Raw genomic sequence first — 18124 nt, forward strand, 5'->3', positions numbered from 1 at the left:
TGTTTTATAGGCCAAATAGTCGATTTGAAAAATTAATATTATTTAAATTCTTTTAATTCTTTTTCAAGTTTCACTAGTCTAGAGGCAATGTCTTTTTCTTTATTATGAGCTTCTTTTTCTAACTTTTCAATTTCTTGTTCATATTTTTTCTCTAGATCATTAATCTTCTTGTCTCTTGTCTCAGTATCTCGAATTATCACTTCTAATCTTTGCGATTCTTTTTTCGTCTTAGATATTTCTTTGTTTATCTTGTCAGACTCTTTTGATAGATCCATTTCCTTTTTAGTTACTTCTTTTATGAAAGTCTCTATCTTGTTAATGTCCCCGTTGTATAGATTAATATATTCTCTTATTTTGCCAATTTCATCATTTTTCTCTAATAAGAGTTTTGTAATTCTTGATTCTTCATCAACAAAAAACTTTTTGGCTTCCATATAACCATTTAACTCGTTTTTCTTAGATTCGATATCAGCTTCGACTTTGCTTATAGCCTTTTGTTTTGCTTGTTGATCATCGCTTAATGATTTATTTAATTTTTCTATTTCAGCTTCAAGTTCTAGTAATTGTTTATAGTTTCTGTACTTCTCTTTATGTGCTTCTTCAAGTTTCTTAAAATTAGACTCGTCAGATGCCCCATAAATAATAAATGCATTTATTTTTTCATCTCTTTCAATTTCATCAACCAATGGTTTTGTTGGCTTATTTAATTTACTTTCTTTGGTTTTTGCTTCTTCTAAAGATACATTGGTGTCACTAATCTTTTTATCATATGTTTTATTTAACTCTTGTTTTTCTGACTCAAGTTTTGGCAATGTTTTCTCAAGCTCACTAATGTTTTTTCCAGCAAATAAAGCATTTTCTCTCGCGCTTTCTAATTCGAGTGTAATTTCATCAAAATCACTGTTTTTATCAACATAGAATTTTAGTTCATCTTTAGCACCATCTAACAAGTCATTTAACTCTGTTATTGTCTCTTTAGCTAATGACAATTCACTGTTAATATTCGAAGAAGCTAACAAATTATTCAATTCTTCAATATATTTGTCAACACCTTGTTTTTTCTTTTTAAGGTTAGACTTATCTGTTTCTAAATCTTTCTTTAGACCTTCTATATAGTCAGCACGCTCTTTCTTGTATTTTTCAATTTTTTCATCATTTTCTTTTTCTAATTTAGTAAATAAGGCTAATTCTGTCTTGTAATATTTGTCAATTCTTTCTTTATATTCTCCAAATAGACTTGTTGGAGTGATTTCATCTCACAATGGTTTCTTATTAAATAAATCTTCTCATTTTCTAGTAGCTATGATTTTAGCTCTAGCTTTTGCATCAGCTACTTCTGAAGAAAATTTATCATCAAATAATGCAGCTGTATCTTTAGCTGCTAATGCTTCTAAAAATCTCGCCTTGGTTTCTTTATAGTTCTTGTCTAAAAAGTATTCAACCCATTTTTCTAATTCATCTTTAGATAGAAGATTGATATCTAAACCAGATTTTGAGTCTCTATAGATTCTTGATATCATTTCTCTATTTCTTTTAGCTTTTTCAATTTCTCTAAGTCACTCATCACTAAATAAATCAGCTGTTTCTCTTGCTGAACCATATTCAAAAATTTCTTTATACCTACGTTGTTTACGTTGCTCTAATATTTTTTCAATCTTTTCTAATTCTGCAATTAACTTTTCTTTTTCAACATCATATTTAAATGTAATTCTGTCAAACCGTTCTTCGTTTTTATCTGATTGACTTATTAAAACTGAAATGACTTTTTCTTTTTCTTCTAAGGCTTTTTGTTCTTTTAGAAGGCTTTCCTGCTCTTTTCTTAGTTGAACTAAGTCTGCTTCAGATTCTTTAACTTCTTTTTCGCCTTTAGATTCTTCAGAATCACCAGTTTTCATTAAGTCAGCTAGTCTCTTAGATTCGTTTTCATATAAAGCCACATTTTCTTTGGCTTTTGCAACTTCTTTTTCTTTTTGTTCTAAGTATGATTTTCAATCCTTAGTGCCTTTTGTTAAACTTGTAACTTCCACAATCAATTTTACTAATTGTTTGTCAAGTTCGTCTTTTTCTTTATTACTTGATTCATGATCTTTAACTAATTTATCGATTGCACTTAATGCATTTTCATAATCCTTCAAGAATCTTTGAATTTCTTCTTCTAGTTCTTTAGTTTCTTCATTATTTTGTTCAATTTTTAAATTTCATTCCTTTAACAAGTCGTGATTAAACTTGTTTTCAACATTAAAAACAAAGCTGTTGGCAAAAGAGTCATCTTGTTTCTTGTCCTTGATTCGTTCTTCTAAATATTTATTTTGCTGCTTAAGTTCATTTACGCGTTCGCTTACGTTAGAAATTAAGTTATGAAGTTCGATCTTTTGTTTTATTTGTGATGAAATAGAATCGATTTTTGACTGTAATTCCTTAATTTTGCCTTCCAACTTATCAATCTTCTCTCCAATGCTTTTGACTTTTGGCATTTCCACACTAGCAACCTTGTCAACATTTGCATAGTATTCTTTTTCTTCTTTAGCACCTTCTAGAAGATCTAAAATATCTTTCTTAGATTCTTTGGTTTCAGCAAGTTCTTTTCTAGCTTTTACTAATTTTTCATTTTCTAAATAGTTAAGTTTTAATCTATTTTCAGAAAGTTTTTTCTTAATATCTTGTCTTTTGGCTTCTAATTCTTTAGCTAGTTTATCAGCTAAATCTTCATATTGTTTTCTTAATAATGCACTGTAGTTGTCCCTTGCATTAATTATGTCATCATAGCCTTTTATTCGATTTAGAAGTCAATCTTTATATTTTAGTAAGACTTTATCATTAAATCCATTATAGTCATATAAACCTTTACACCCCGCATCTGCACCAGATGGACTATTGTCAAAAATATCTTTCCATTTGTTTTCAACAAATTCTTTGAATATTTTTTCGTTGTTTATCTTATTTTCTTCTAGTATTTTCTTAACTTCTTCTTCTAAACGTTTTTCTTCTTTTTCAAATTTTTCAATAATGGCTTTGTTTTTCTCTTCATTTTCTTTTTTAACTTTATCTAATATTCTCTTAACTTCTTCATCTAGGCGCTTTTCTTCTTTTTCTATTTGCTCTTTAGTAGGGTGCAATAAAATATCTTCTCCAGAAATACTGTCTCTGAAGATGTCACTTCATACAACAAGCCTTGCTTGGTTGTTGCCGCCAGGTTTTTTGTTATTGCCCCCAGATCCGCCTTCATTGCCGCCACCAGATCTGCTTCCATTATCAGGAGTGCCGCCGCCACCTGGGATAGAACCATTTCCAGGGTTAGTGCTACCGCCGCCGCCATTTGGTGGTGTTCCATTAGATGGATCAGCTGGATTCTCTGTATTTGTTACAAAACAAGATGATGATAATAATGGGGAAAATAAGGCTAATAATCCGCCTTTTAAAATTCACTTCTTCTTCACTGTATGCTCCTAGCATCAATATTTAATATTTAATATAAATATTTTATAATACCCCCCCAAAGCTTTTGCTTACCTGCATTTTGCCTTAATTTTCCATAAAATGTGGAAAATTATTGTACTTTTTCTGTTTTTTTCTTGTTCTATAAATTGAACTATCAAATGGAAGAAAATGTCTTGTTTTACATTAAATGCATAAGCAATATTTAGTTAACAAAACAAAAACACTACAATGACTTTGTAGTGCTTGCAGTATCTTTATAGCCAGAATATCAAACAGCAAAATAAAGGCAAAAGTAATTCTCTTAAAGTTATGCTGCTTTAGTAAATTAAAGCTTTCTAAAATCAATTTCAAAAGTATAAGTTTTAGAATCTAATTCACCATTTCTAAGCGCTAGTTTTCACTCTAATTTATAAATGTTGTCTGTTTTTGTAACCTTTATTCCTAGTTTATTATCTTGATTAAGATATCCTAACGAGGCCAAAGTATTGTCTTCATTTCTTGTGTTTATAAGTTTATAAAATGGAGATAAATTTTTATTTATTTTTAGCTTAGCGAATCTAACTAATGAAGCTTTTGGTTTAATATACCAATCAGTTCTGTATTTATTAGCAAAAAATAACTCACCATTTATAACTGGAATAATTCCTTCAGTATATTTTAGTGATGAATCAAACAATTTTTTAAGTCTTGCTTTTTCAAAAGAGCTAAGTTTATCTATCGCAAAGAGATTATTGTTGTTTGAATATGTTTCTAATACTGGGAGCAAGTAATTATTCCACTCTGGCTCAGTGAAAATCCATTCAAATTCCTTGCTAGAAACTATTTTGTATTCTAGAAACTCTTTTTCTTTTCTTTGTTTTTCTCTTTCAATAGCTAATTTGATTAAATCTGTGTATGTATCATCAAATATTTTTGCAATATCATTAACAGTTTTAAATTCACTTCATCTAGTTTTATTTAACTCTTTATTATCTTTTAGGATTTTATTAACTACTCTTTCCAAATCATCATTTGTTCAGTGAATATTAATATCTAATCCTGAAGGTGAATCATTATAGATTTTTGAGCCCATTTCCTTATCTCTTTTAGCTTTTTCAATTTCCTTAAGATAATCATTGCTAAATAAGTCTTTAGTGCTATTAGAAGCTGAAACTTTGTTATCAATTAACTCAATTATTTTATCTACTCTTTTAGCTTCTCTTTCTTCTTCAGCTTTAGCTCATCTAGCTAATGCTTCTTTAGCTAATTTAGAGACCTCTTCGTCAAATAATGCTTCTGTTTCATTGGCACTAGATATTCGGTGCTCATCATATTTGATATTAGAATCAACCTTATCTCTGATTTCCTTTTCTAATAATTTATTTATGTAATCTTTGAGTCAACTATTAAATAATTCCTTTGTAGTTTCTGATGATGAAACAGTGTTATCAATATGTTTTATATCCTTGTCTGCTAACTCTTTAGCATAAGTTTCTTCTGCTTGCTTAATTAATTCATCTTTAGAATTACTAAATAATAATTCAACTTCTTTAGCTACACTAATTGAATCTAGTTGTGCTTTGTTTAAGTCTCAATTCTTTCTTAAGATTTTATTAACTTCTTTTTCTAAACGTTTATTTTCATCCTCCATTTGCTTATCAGTAGGATAAAGCTTAATATCTAAGCCAGAAGTTGAATCTCTATATATTTTTGCCTTAATATTGCTTTTAACTTTATCCACTCAGGCTTTGTGTTTATCACTAAATAATTCTGCAAAATGTTTTGCAGATTCAGATAAGTGCTTATCAGTATGTTTTTTATATCTTTCTACTGCTTTTTTAGCTAAATCAGTATAAGTATCATCAAACATTCTAGCTGTATTTTCAGCACTAGATATACTGTGCTCTTGATTATGAATTCTTGAATCAATTTCATTTTTGATAACGCTTATTTCATAATCTAAAAATTCATCACTAAATAATTCACCTGTCATTTTGGCTGATGCTAAAAATCCCTTAGAATTTTTTAAGCGACTTTTTTCTCACTTATCTAGCTCAATTTTGCTAATATCATGCCCGGTTGGACTATCGATAAACACTTTATTTCACTGGGGCAATACATCATTAAGATTTTTGTTTGAAAAATCCTTTCAAACAGGCTTATTTGCACTATTTTCCAAAATATTTGGTACATAACAAGCAGATGAAATCAGTGGCATTGAAAAAAGCAACAGTACATTTTTTGCGAGCAGTGTTTTTTTCATAAATTCTACACTCAATAATAATTAATAATCTATAAAAATTATATTACCCCAACCCCAACTTTTTTAGGGCTTGACTTAATGAAGTGTAAAAAGTATAAAAAATATGGAAACTTTTCCATATTCCTTTTTAACTTTTAGCTCTATAATAATTTTTAGTGAAAACATGTGAATAAATATAAACACAAATGCTCATATTAGTTATTTGTTAAAGTGCCAGCAGAGGAGCTCAAATCAATGATTTGACTTCGTGTGTCTTGTTTATTATCATCTTTATAAGACTCACCATTCTTGAGAAATAGCTTGTATGTTATTCTATACTGGATTTTGTTTTCGGGATTATTAATTTTTTCTACAAGTACACCAATATGTTTGTCAAAGGCATATCCACCAATTGTTGGCTTTTTGCCATTATGTTCAATTGAAGAAATATTATTTTTTTCTTCTTCGCTTAAATTTGAATTTAGAACTATTCCTTCAATCTCTTTATAAATAACTGAGTTGTGAGCTCCTTCTTGTGTTCAATATAATTTTCCATCAATAATCTCCATCACTCCTTTTTGGCGATCTATTATTTCGATATCAAGCTTAGTAGCAAGATCTTTGATCTTTTTTCTATCATTAGTAAAATCAGGGTTAATTTTAAATAACGAATTATGGAAATAGTGCTTTTTCAAGATAGGTAAGCGTAATAAGTCTAAATTTGGATCTTTAAATCATCAGTCTCTGTTTCTTAAGTCAAAGAAAATTGACTCTTTAGTTCGATTCTTAGCCGATTTGACTAAGTCGGTATATTCATCATCAAATAGTTTTCCTGTGCTTATTGCTGAGGATGTTTCAGCAAATTTAGCTTTATTAATTCTTAAGTTTTCTTCTAAATATTTGCTTACTTCATCATTTAGCTTCTTAAGTTCAGCTTTTAATTGCTCTTTAGTTGGATGGAGCTCTATGTCTAAGCCTGAAATTGAGTCTCTGTAAACTTTTGCTTTAACTTCGTCTATTGCTCTATCATAACTATTGTCAAATAGTTTGCCTGTAATATCTGCAGACTTAATTTTGTCCAATATGCCTTTATTTAAGTCTCAATTGTCTCTTAGAACTTTGCTGGTTCATCTGTCTAAATCTTCATTAGTTCAGTGAATGTCAATGTCTAAACCAGAAGCAGAGTCTCTGTAGATCTTGGTCTTTATACTTTCTATTGATCTTTTAAGTGAATCGCTAAATAATTCAGCTATCATTCTTGCTGATTCAAATGCATGCTTATCACCGTGATTTTTGTATCTTTCTATTGCTTCTTTAGTTAAATCAGTGTATGCATCATCAAAAATTTTAGCAATATCATTAGCTGCTTTGAACTCGTTTAATTTAGATAAATTGAGATCCAAGTTTTCCTTTAAAGCCTTGTTTACAGCCCTCTCAATATCATCATTAGTTCAATGAATATTAATATCTTCACCAGAAATTGAATCTCTATAGATCTTGGTCTTGATGTTTTCTATTGCTCTTTTGAATGAGTCGCTAAATAATTCTGCAACCATTTTTGCCGATTCAGATGCATGTTTATCACCGTGGTTTTTATATCTTTCTATTGCTTCTTTAGTTAAATCTATTAGCGAATCGTCAAATATTTTTTTAGTGCTTTCAGCTGAACTAACTTTATTGTCAACATAAGAGTAATACTTATCAGCTAATTCTTTAGCATATATTTCTTCAGCATCTTTGATTTTATCAGCATTTGATTCATCAAATAATCTAGTTGTATAGTTTGATGAATCATTGGCATATATATCTGCTTTACGATCTAATTTAATCTTGTTTATTGATTCTATTAATTTGGTTATTTCTTCTCTTATTTTATTAGTCTTGTCAGTTGCTTTATCTATTTGATTTTCTAATAGCTCTATGTATTTTTTATATGCAATTCATCATGGATCTATTAATTGTGATTTTTTAATATCGGCGCCAGTGATACTATTACTAAATTTAGAGTTCCATTTACTTATGAAATTAAGAATTTTTTCATTATCCCTTCTAACATTGTCTAGAATCCTTTTAACTAATTCATCCAAGCGCTTTTCTTCGTCTTTTAATTGTTCATTGCTTGGGTGAATATCTATATCTAGGCCAGAAATAGAGTCTCTATAAGCTTTTGTTTTGATACTCTCAACCGACCTACCTAATGAGTCACTAAAAAGGCTTTTGGTCATTTTTGCAGATTCATATGCATGTTTATCACCGTGCTTTTTGTATCTATTTATAGCATTATTGGCTAAATTTTTAAATTCATCACTGAAAATATCCTCAGTCATTTTTGCTGAGGATAAAAATGCCTTGGAGCTTTCAATTTGAATTTTAGCTCAGTCATCTATTTCTAATTTTTTAATATCTGAGCCTGTTGGGCTATCAATAAATATTTTTTCTCACTGTCTATTTACTTCATTTTTATCATCAATATTTTTATCTATGTCTTTTTCATAATTTGGCACAAAACATGCTGACGAAATTAAAGGCGCAACTAATGTTAAGAGATCGCCCTTTAGTAGTAATCTTTTCCTCATGAGCAAACCCTCTTCTAGAGATATATTAAATAATGTATATATCTTTATTTTAATACTTACCCCCCCCCCAAGGGATTTTAAGAGTGCTTACCTATGAAAATAAGCCACTTATATTATGAAAACATTTCCATTTATCTTATTATTTGTTAAAATATATTAACAAATTAATTGCTTTCATTTTTCTTTTTTTATGTCGAAAACAAACATTTGATAAGCAAAAAATGAAGTAAAAAAGCAGAAATGATATGGCTCTTTTTCTGCTTTTTATTATTTTGTTAATTAGAATTTTGCCTTAATTTTAATAAACGCTTACAGGTTCTACTTCCTATTTAATTCACTAATAATTTTGTTAAACTTGTTTATTTTAGTATCTAATTCAGCTTCTTTGATGTCTTTTTCTTTTTCTAATTTGTAAGCTTCACTATCTAAATTGTCAACTTTACTATTGTAATCATCGTCTTCCATAGTAATTATTGCTTCATTATTTTCTTCTAATTCAGCTAATCATTTATTAATTTCTTCTTTTTCTGCTTGTAATTTGTTGAATTTAGAATCAAATTCACTTAATTTTATTGATAGATCCTTTTCGGTTTCAGAAACTTTATCAATCATTGCCTTGATTTCTTTTTGGTTTTTGTTGTATAGATCAGAAAGATCATTTATTTTCGAAATTCTGCTATGATCGCTGATTACTTTTACAATTTCAGTTTTTTCTGCATTTAGCTTTTCTAAAGTTTTTGTAAGCATTTGCTTTTCATTTTTTGCTTTTTCTATTTCTGCCTTGATTTCTTCTTCTAACTTATCAAGTTTTTCATCCTTTTCTTTTTCTAACACTTTGTCAGCCAATAATTTGTTAATTCTTTTTCTTTCCTTATCATTACTTCACATTGCATCTTTTAATCTTGCAATATGTTGATGATTAAAGCCATCCATCTCTCTCTTACTATAGTATCATTGATCAGAATCTCATTTTCAACTAGTAAGCTCTTGGATCACCTTTAATAGCAATTTATCTTCTTCATCAAGTTTACTTAATAAATCTTTTTCTTCTTTTATAGCTTCAGCATAGATTCTTTCGTACTCATCTTTTCTTTCTGCAGTTGCTTTCCTAATCGATTCTTCATTCATATCAGAAACTGTCTTAACTTTTTCTAGTAGTTCTGTAATTTTCTCTATTTCATTGCCTACTAAATTGCCTTTTTTAATCATTTCTTCAAGCTCTGCTTTTTGAAGATTATATTCATCTGCTAACACTTTTGCGCCTCATCATAAATCATTTAAGTCAACTAATGATTCTTTAGCACTTTTTAATTCACTCTTAATATCCTTATTGCTGTTTGCATCTAATAGTTTTTTAAGTTCATCATTATTCTTGTTTTTTAATTCTTCTAAAATATGCTTATTCTTTTCGTAATTTGAATTAATGTCAGCAATACGCTTATTTTTATCAATTTCTAAGTCTGCTTCTTTTTTAGCAAGGTCTGCTTCAGTTTCTTTTCACTCTTTATTGAGTTTATTTTTTTCTGCCATTAAATTAGCAATCATTTTTTCATATTTTGCCTTAACCTCTTCAATTGCTTTAGCATATCCATTTTCAAATATTTCTTCAGTTTCTTTAGAAGCTAATGCTTCATCGAATTTTGCCTTATTAGTTCAATAGTTATCTTCTAAAATTTCCTTAACTATTTTATTAATTTCAGCATCAGTTAGGTAAATGTCAATATCTAATCCTGATTTAGAATCTCTAAAGATTCTTGCCTTAACCTCTTCAATTGCTTTAGCATATCCATTTCCAAATATTTCTTCAGTTTCTTTAGCTGCTAAATATTCATCGAATTTTGCTTTATTATTTCTCCAGTTTTCAGCTAGATAATCTTTAACAATTTTGTCAATTTGTTCTTTAGTTAGATAAGCATTAATATCTAGACCTGATTTTGAATCTCTGTAGATTCTTGCTTTAACTTCCTCTACGGCTTTTTTATAGAGATCTTGGAATAACTCAGCAGTCATTTTTGCCGATTCAGATGCATGTTTATCGCCATGTTTTTTATATCTTTCAACAGCTTCTTTAACTAAGTTAGGGAACTCATCGCTGAATAATTCTTTAGTGATTTCTGATACGCCTGTAAGAATTTTTTTGATTCTTTCTTGCTTGCGTTTTTCGAGTACCTTCTCAATTTTTTCTATTTCATCAGCAACTTTATCACTTTGGATTTCATATTTAAAGACATTTTTATCAAAGCTATCATTATTTTTATCTTTGTTTTTTTCTAAAACAGATATTATTTTTTCTTTCTCAAGTAATTTAACAAGTTCGGCTTCAAGTTGTCTCTCTTCTGCTTTTAATTGTGCTAAATCTTCTTCAGCTTCTTTTACAACTTGTGTCCCTGCAGCTTCTTCTTTTTCGCCTGTTGCCATATGAGCATTTAATTTTTCTATATCTTTATCATATGTGGCTACATTATCGTTATACTTTTTAGCTTCTTTAGATTTAGAATTCAAATATGTTCTTCAGTCTTTAGAACTCTTAGCCAAAGCTTTTACTTGCTCATTTAATTTTTCTAATTCGCTAGCTAAATTGTCTTTATTATGGCCTTCTTTATTTGCTTCATCAATTAATTTGTTGATTTCTTCAATTGCTTTTGCGTTATCTTTTAAGAACATATTAATTTCATTTTGTAACTCAGTGAGCTCTTCGTTGTCCCGCTCAATTGCTTTGTTTCATTCAGAAATTAATTCATAGTTAAATTTCACATCATTATTAAAGTAAAACTCTTCTGAGAAATTATTGCTGTTCTTGTCTTTAATTCTGTCTTCAAGATATTCAATTTGTTTCTTAAGTTCATATGAAGATTGATAAAAACTCTTGAGCAATTGACTGAATACATCTTTTTTCTTAACATCAGAAGAAATTTTCTCAATTTTTGCTTCTGATTCCTTGATTTGCTTTTCTAAAGCATCAATCTTGTCGCCAAATACTTTAATTTTTGCAACTTCTTCATTTGCAATTTTAGCTTCACTTTCATAGTATGCTTTTTCTTCTTTAGCACCTTCAAGCAAGTCTAAGATATCTTTCTTAGATTCTTTAGTTTCAGCTAATTCAGCTTTAGCTTTTACTATTTTTTCTTTTTCTAAGTAATTAAGTTTAGATTTATTCTCAGCAATTTTCTTTTCAATTGCCTTTTTGTTAGTTTCTAACTCATTTTTAAGATTGCTGATATACGCTTCATATTGCTTTCTTAATGATTCACTAGCTTTATCTGATGATGAAACTATGTTGTCATAGAATTCTTTTACTTTCATAAAATGAGCTTTTAATTTATTTAAGGCTTTGTCACTCATAGTTTCATAATCATAAATACTTACTTTACCTATTTCACTACCAGTTGCATCGTCTCTGAAAATAGCATATCATCCATTAGCAACAAATTCATTGAATATTTTTTCACTGATTTTTTTATTTTCATCTAATATTTTCTTAACTTCATCAGCTAAGCGTTTTTCTTCTTTTTCTAATTCTTCTTTAGTTGGATGTAAAGTAATATCCATACCAGTTGGACTGTCTCTGAAAATTGAATCTATGCGACTCTTAATAAATTCATTGAATATTTTTTCATTGATTTTCTTATTTTCATCTAATATTTTCTTAACTTCATCATCTAAGCGTTTTTCTTCTTTTTCTAACTCATCTTTGCTTGGATGTCAGAAAATATCAGCACCAGTTGGGCTATCATTAAAAATTTCATCTCATGAATGAACAAATCTAGCTTGACTGTTATCTCCTGGTCTAGTTCCACCGCCAGATTGGTCGCCATTACCAGGCTGTGTGCTGTTGCCAGGTTGACCGTTATTTCCCCCGCCAGATGGAGTTCCTCCATCTACAGGCACTCTGTTAGCAGGATCAGTTGGTTTATCACTGTTTTGCACAAAACAGGCTGAAGATAATAATGGTGAAAATAATGCAATTAAACCGCCTTTTAGTAATCATTTCTTTTTCACTGTGAACTCCTAATATAAATATTTAGACTTATATATATTTTAATACCCCCCCCCCCAAAGCTTTTGCTTTGGTTTCTTTTTCCACAAATTTTCCACATCATTTTTGAAATTTGTGATTTTTTATTTGTTTAATCAATGAAAACCATAATTAAGCTACTGCAACAATATAAATCTTAAAAACAATCAATATTAAAGCAAGCAACAATTAAAAAAAGCAGGTATTATCCTGCTTAAAATGTTAATTATTATTTCTTTTCTGCATTCTTGGCATTAGTCATTGAACGCATGACAGCATTTATTTGTGACTCAGATGCTTTTCTTCCCATCTGTGCAAACATTGCTTTTATCATATTTCTGGTAATTGGGGGATTTTCACGAATTTGCTTTTCAAAAATCTTTCTTGCTACAAAAAAGCCAATAAAACCGCCAACTATGCCAAGGAAAAGCGCTACTCCAATAACTATACCAACTCACGCGCCTGTTGAAACCATTTAATGAAAATCTCCTATACTTGTAATTTTATTTATATTTAAATATTGTAGCATAAACATCAGCATTAATAGATTTTATGGTCTGTGCTATTAAGTTAGCTGAATCAATTAAGTCATTAATTGATATTAGGCCTATTGGTGAGTGTAAATATCTTTGAGGAAGCGAAATAGTTAAAGTAATTGCGCCGCCCTTAGCATATTGCAATTCAGCAGCATCAGTGCCACCGCCCATTGAGATAAATTTATAGTGCTTAATATTGTTTTCTCTGCCTATTTTACACATAAATTCAACCAATTGTGGATTAGCCATCATGCCGCCATCTTTTACTCTTATAGCAGCACCCTTGCCAATTACAGTTGTGCCCTTAATTGTGCCAACTGTATCATGAGTGCTAGTTGTATCAAGGGCTATAGCAAATTCAGGATTAATTAAAGAAACACTAGTTTTAGCCCCTCTAGTTCCTACTTCTTCTTGCACAGTGCCAACTAGATATAAATCAACTCCTAAATCCACATTTTCTAATTCTTTAGCAATGTATTCTAAAACACATACACCAGCACGATTATCCATTGCTTTACCAGCTAATAAATCAGGATTATCTAAATAAACTGTTTCACCAGTCATTAAGACAACATTGCCTACTTCAACTCCATTGTCCTTGGCTTCTTGCTCTGAGAAAAATCCAAAATCAGCATATAAGTCATCCATAGTTAATGCTTTAGATCTTTTTTCGGCTTCCATAATATGAATTGATGTGTGGCCAAAAATGCCATTAAATCTTTTGCCATTAGAATTAATTAAAACTGCCTTAGTTCCTATAACAACACTAGGTCATAAACCGCCAACAGAGCTAAGCTTGATCTGCCCGTTTTCATGTATGCCTTTAACTAAGAATCCAACTTCATCCATATGCGCCGCAACCATAAATTTCGGTGCATTTGGATACTTTGATTTTTTGTGAAAAATAATAGAGCCAAAATTATCATAAGATACTGTAAAACAGTTGTTTTTGTTTATCTCTGCTTCCATCATTTTAGCAATATTAGATTCATATCTAGAAACTCCTTCTGCTTCTAAATACTTTACTAATCTATTTTTAAATTCGCCTTTATTCATATATTAATTATAAATTTAAAAACAAAAAGCGTCTTGTTTTTTAGACGCTTAATTGTGTTATCTTGTTCATTTAGGAATAACTGGCATATAGCCTTTTTTCAAGTCCTCTATTAATACCATACGCTTGGTTTTGCTTGGATTGTATGATTCATCATACTTATCATGGTAGTAAATGTAATTAAGTACATAGTCACGAGCATATTTTCAATTATCTTGTCTATTATCTGTTGAATTTAATTCATAATCAGATACACCTGCTCAGAATCTAGGGTTAACACTATAATTATTTATTAATCCAATTGCATTATAGTGGCCATCGTATTTGTTTAATTCTTTCTTTCTAGCTGCACTTTCAAACTCTTCTTCGACCATTTTTCTTAAGTAAGATTCGGAAGTTCCATCATCTAATTCTCAGTATATGATTGGTATTCTATTTGAGTACAATATTGCTGCAAATGCAGTATACATTCTTCATACAGCTTGGTATCCTTCAACCTTTGTTTTTACATCTTGAGGATCGGTGTAAATTTCAGTAGATTCATATAACTCATTAACGTAATTTTTGATTAATGGTTTTATAAACACTGACATAATTTTGAAAATACCGTGATGCACAAGACCAGGGCCACCTTTTTCTAATCATAATGATTTAGCTAGTTTTGTTTTCTTACCAGAGTTAAATATTTCATGATATAGGCCTTTATCATCAAAACCATCAGCATATTTAAACATAATGTTTACAAAATCAGCATATGCTTTATGACTTGTATTCTCAAATATTTTCTTGAATATATCTACATTTTTAAATACCTTAGCAAATGATATAAATCCATTTTCAGTTATGAATTTAGACTCACCACTTTCAGCTCCCTCAGCAGTTTTTGCAAGAATATTATCATCATCATTTAATGATTTCAACATATTTATAATGCCATCAGTAATGTCATTAAAAATTTGAGGTAACTGTCCGGTTTCTTGATCATTTTGATTTGTGCTTGAAACAATATATCTAGTTATTGACTTAAGGAACCAGCTAATTCTTGGCATCTTATCATCTGGAATCCTGTAGTTATTTTTATTGAACTTAGCAATAAGAACTTTAGCCATCTCGTCAAATAGTTTGGTTTTCTCATCATAAGCATTTTTTACTAATCATAGCTTAATATGAGATCTAACTTTTTGATCATCTGTTTTTGATATTAATTCAGAAAGCAGTTTTGAGTATGATTTAATGTTTTTGAACTTGTCATCATTTTTAAAGAAACTATTAACAAATGAGCTTATAACTTCATCTTTATTTTCAGAATCAAAAATATTTGATAATGCTTCTTTTGCATCTTCTTCACTTATGCCTTCTTGTGAAGATAAAAGTCCTTCTAGGGCAAAATTCTTAAGAAATTCTTTATTGATATCATCTATAGAGATTTCACTAATAGCACTGCTATTAGGCATTTTATCGCTTGAATATCAGTTTATGTCAAGGCCACTTGGACTATCTCTAAAAATTCGGTTTTTATAGTCATTTAGTCAACTCTTAACAAATTCTTTGTTAACTCTTCTATTATTTGCAATAATCTTTTTAGCCTCATCATCTAAACGTTTATTTTCAGATTCAATTTGAGCATCTGTAGGATGTAAGTCTATATCAAGACCTGATTTTGAGTCTCTGTATATTCTAGCCTTAATATTATTTTTGACTTTTTCAACCCATTTTTGATGTTCGTCGCTAAATAACTCGCCTGTAATATCCGAAGCAGAAACCTTATGATCAATTAATTTAATTTCAGCTTCAGCTTTAGCTGCTTCTCTGGCTTCTTCAGCTCTTGCTTTTCTTTCTAACGCTTCTTTGATTGCATCTGTATAAGTGTCATCAAAAATTTTGCCAGTAATATTAGCGGACTCAATTTTGTCTAATGTGCCTTTATTTAAGTCCCAGTTGTCTCTTAAAACTTTGTTAGTTCATCTCTCTAAATCTTCTTTAGTTCAGTGAATTTTAATATCTAAGCCTGAAGCTGAATCATTATAGATTTTTGAGCTAATTTCTCTATCTCTTTTAGCTTTTTCAATTTCCATAAGATGATCATTGCTAAATAATTCACCAGTTACTCTTGATGCATATTCTTCTTTTTTAGCAATAGAATAAGCATTCATTTCTGATGTCACTTGTTCGTTTAAGTCTTTAATCTCCTTAAGCAAGGCATCAACTCATTCTTGCTGTTTATCCAAGTTAGCTTTTTCTGCTTTTTCGATGCTTGCTTTGTCAATTTCTTTAGTCAATAAGGCAAATAATTCGCCTGTTATATCAGAAGCTGCAACTTTATGATCAATTGACATAATTTCTGCTTCAGCTTTTGCTGCTTCTCTGTCTTCTTCAGCTTTTGCTTTTCTTTCGATTTCTTTGATTGCATCTGTATAAGTGTCATCAAAAATTTTGCCAGTAATATTAGCAGACTCAATTTTGTCTAATGTGACTTTATTTAAGTCTCAGTTGTCTCTTAGAATTTTGTTAGTTCATCTTTCTAAATCTTCTTTAGTTCAGTGAATTTTAATATCTAAGCCTGAAGCTGAATCGTTATAGATTCTTGAGCTAATTTCTCTATCTCTTTTAGCTTTTTCAATGTCCTTAAGATGATCATTGCTAAATAATTCACCAGTTACTCTTGATGCATACTCTTCTTTTTTAGCAATAGAATAAGCATTCATTTCTGATGCTACTTTCTCGTTTAAGTCTTTAATTTCCTTAAGCAAGGCATCAACTCATTCTTGCTGTTTATCCAAGTTAGCTTTTTCTGCTTTTTCATTGCTTGCTTTATCAATTTCTTTAGTCAATAAAGCAAATAATTCACCTGTAATATCAGAAGATGAAATCAAATGTTCAGTTAATCCGATTTCAGCATCAACCTTAACTGCTTCTTTGGCTTCTTCAGCTTTTGCTTTTCTTTCTATTTCTTTAATTTCATCAGTATAAGTGTCATCAAAAATCTTAGCTATTACATTTGCAGCTTTTAATTCATTTAATTTATCCAAATTAAGTTTTAAATTGTCTTTTAGAGCCTTTTTGACTCATCTCTCTAAATCTTCTTTAGTTCAGTGAATATTAATATCTAAACCTGAAGCTGAATCGTTATAGATTTTTGAGCTAATTTCTTTATCTCTTTTAGCTTTTTCAATTTCTCTAAGTCAATCGTCACTAAATAAGTCAGCTGTGGTATTTGAAGATTTAGTCCTATGATTATTGTAGACTTTAAGTTTATCTGCTAATTCTTTGGCATATCTTTTTTCAGCATCCTTAATCTTGTCAGCATCTGAGTCCTCAAATATCTTTTTAGTTAATATTGATGCATACTCTTCTTTTTTAGCAATAGAATAAGCATACATTTCTGATGCTACTTGCTCGTTTAAGTCTTTAATTTCCTTAAGCAAGGCGTCCACTCATTCTTGCTGTTTATCCAAGTTAGCTTTTTCTGCTTTTTCAATGCTTGCTTTGTCAATTTCTTTAGTCAATAAAGCAAATAATTCGCCTGTTATATCAGAAGCAGAAATCTTATGATCAATTAACTCGATTTCTTTGTCAACTTTATCTTTTTCTTTTGCCTCATCAGCTTTTGCTTTTCTTTCGATTTCTTTGATTGCGTCAGTATATGTATCATCAAAAATTTTAGCTATTACATTTGCAGCTTTTAATTCATTCAACTTTGCTAAATTAAGTTTTAAGTTGTCTTCTAAAATTTCATTAACTGCCATATTTATATGTTTGGCATCAAAATCATCATCTTTGATTATGACAAGTTTGGTAGCATTTGAACCGCTGTGATTGGGTGGATTTTTTCAATCACTATGATTATCTGCAGGTTTGTCTCAAACATTTGCAACATAACATGCAGATGATAATAATGGTGAAGATAAAGCCAATATTCCACTACTTAGTAATAATTTCTTTCGCATTATTTTTCTCCCCTAATGAAATATAAGTCTTACCTAAATTCTACCCCCCCCCCTAAACTTTTAAAGTTTAGGGACGAAAAATTCGCGTTTTTTAACTTTTATATGTAAATGTTTTCATACTATTTTAATTATTTGCTTAAAATGCTAAAATTTTTATGTATTTAATCTAAAAGGCTGGATTTCCTTTTTGATTATTTATCCTTTCTTTAAAAAATTTATAAAAATATCAATCTAAAAAGCTCCGCTTGTCTTTGCGGAGCTTTTTAGTTTTTTAATGTAATGAAATTAAAATATTTTGCTTCTTGTACTGATTTGTAAAATACTTTTACATTGCTAG

6 protein-coding genes and 1 pseudogene are annotated in these 18124 nt (G+C 29.6%); all 7 read right to left on the bottom strand.

Going from position 1 to position 18124, the window contains the following annotated elements:
- Positions 1 to 38: 38 nt before the first annotated feature.
- Complete coding sequence (locus MAGA_RS03375; protein ID WP_013022226.1) at positions 39 to 3437, bottom strand: MAG6090-like repeat-containing lipoprotein; 3399 nt, start codon at positions 3435 to 3437, stop codon at positions 39 to 41.
- Between the two features lie 326 nt (positions 3438 to 3763).
- On the bottom strand, positions 3764 to 5680 hold the full coding sequence (locus tag MAGA_RS03380; RefSeq protein WP_013022227.1) for an MAG6090-like repeat-containing lipoprotein: 1917 nt from the start codon (positions 5678 to 5680) through the stop codon (positions 3764 to 3766).
- A gap of 194 nt (positions 5681 to 5874) precedes the next feature.
- Positions 5875 to 8235, bottom strand: coding sequence for an MAG6090-like repeat-containing lipoprotein (locus MAGA_RS03385; RefSeq protein ID WP_013022228.1), 2361 nt, complete (start codon positions 8233 to 8235; stop codon positions 5875 to 5877).
- 318 nt (positions 8236 to 8553) lie between these two features.
- Complete coding sequence (locus MAGA_RS04665; RefSeq protein ID WP_013022229.1) at positions 8554 to 12234, bottom strand: MAG6090-like repeat-containing lipoprotein; 3681 nt, start codon at positions 12232 to 12234, stop codon at positions 8554 to 8556.
- A gap of 245 nt (positions 12235 to 12479) precedes the next feature.
- Positions 12480 to 12725: a YneF family protein gene (locus MAGA_RS03395; protein WP_004024010.1), complete on the bottom strand. Its 246-nt coding sequence runs from the start codon at positions 12723 to 12725 to the stop codon at positions 12480 to 12482.
- A gap of 28 nt (positions 12726 to 12753) precedes the next feature.
- The gene (locus tag MAGA_RS03400) at positions 12754 to 13842 is read right to left on the bottom strand and encodes a M42 family metallopeptidase (protein WP_013022230.1); all 1089 of its coding nucleotides are present in this window, start codon (positions 13840 to 13842) and stop codon (positions 12754 to 12756) included.
- 1545 nt (positions 13843 to 15387) lie between these two features.
- Positions 15388 to 17778, bottom strand: a pseudogene (locus tag MAGA_RS04945) (MAG6090-like repeat-containing lipoprotein); the annotation flags it as partial.
- Positions 17779 to 18124 lie beyond the last annotated feature (346 nt).

It is taken from the genome of Mycoplasmopsis agalactiae, from assembly GCF_000089865.1.
GTDB classification, from domain to species: Bacteria; Bacillota_I; Bacilli_A; order Mycoplasmatales; family Metamycoplasmataceae; genus Mycoplasmopsis; species Mycoplasmopsis agalactiae_B.